A 243-nucleotide genomic window follows, 5' to 3' on the forward strand; every position below is an offset into this window, starting at 1 on the left:
CCTTGCCGCGAAGGTACATCCCAGACCTGGAGACGTCCGTGTCCCTTGATCACTTGCCTCTTGCCGCCCCCTTGCCATTGCTCCTCGCCGCGAGCATGGCGTTTTTCTGGCCCGGTCGACGCCCGCGCCTGATAGCTGCACTGGCAGAGGGCGCAGCGCTCACCGCCCTTGCGGTCGCGCTAGGCGCGCTTGGCTTACTTCTGGTCAACGGTTCCAGCACCAGTCCGCTGATCGGCGCTGGTG

Annotated in this window: 1 pseudogene; it reads left to right on the forward strand. The window is 65.8% G+C overall.

What is annotated here, in order from left to right:
- Positions 1 to 38: 38 nt before the first annotated feature.
- Positions 39 to 243 (forward strand): annotated as a pseudogene (locus tag ACTFO6_RS19515) (oxidoreductase); the annotation flags it as partial.

The organism is Pelomicrobium sp. G1 (assembly GCF_051905455.1).
Classification (GTDB): Bacteria; Pseudomonadota; Gammaproteobacteria; order Burkholderiales; family UBA6910; genus Pelomicrobium.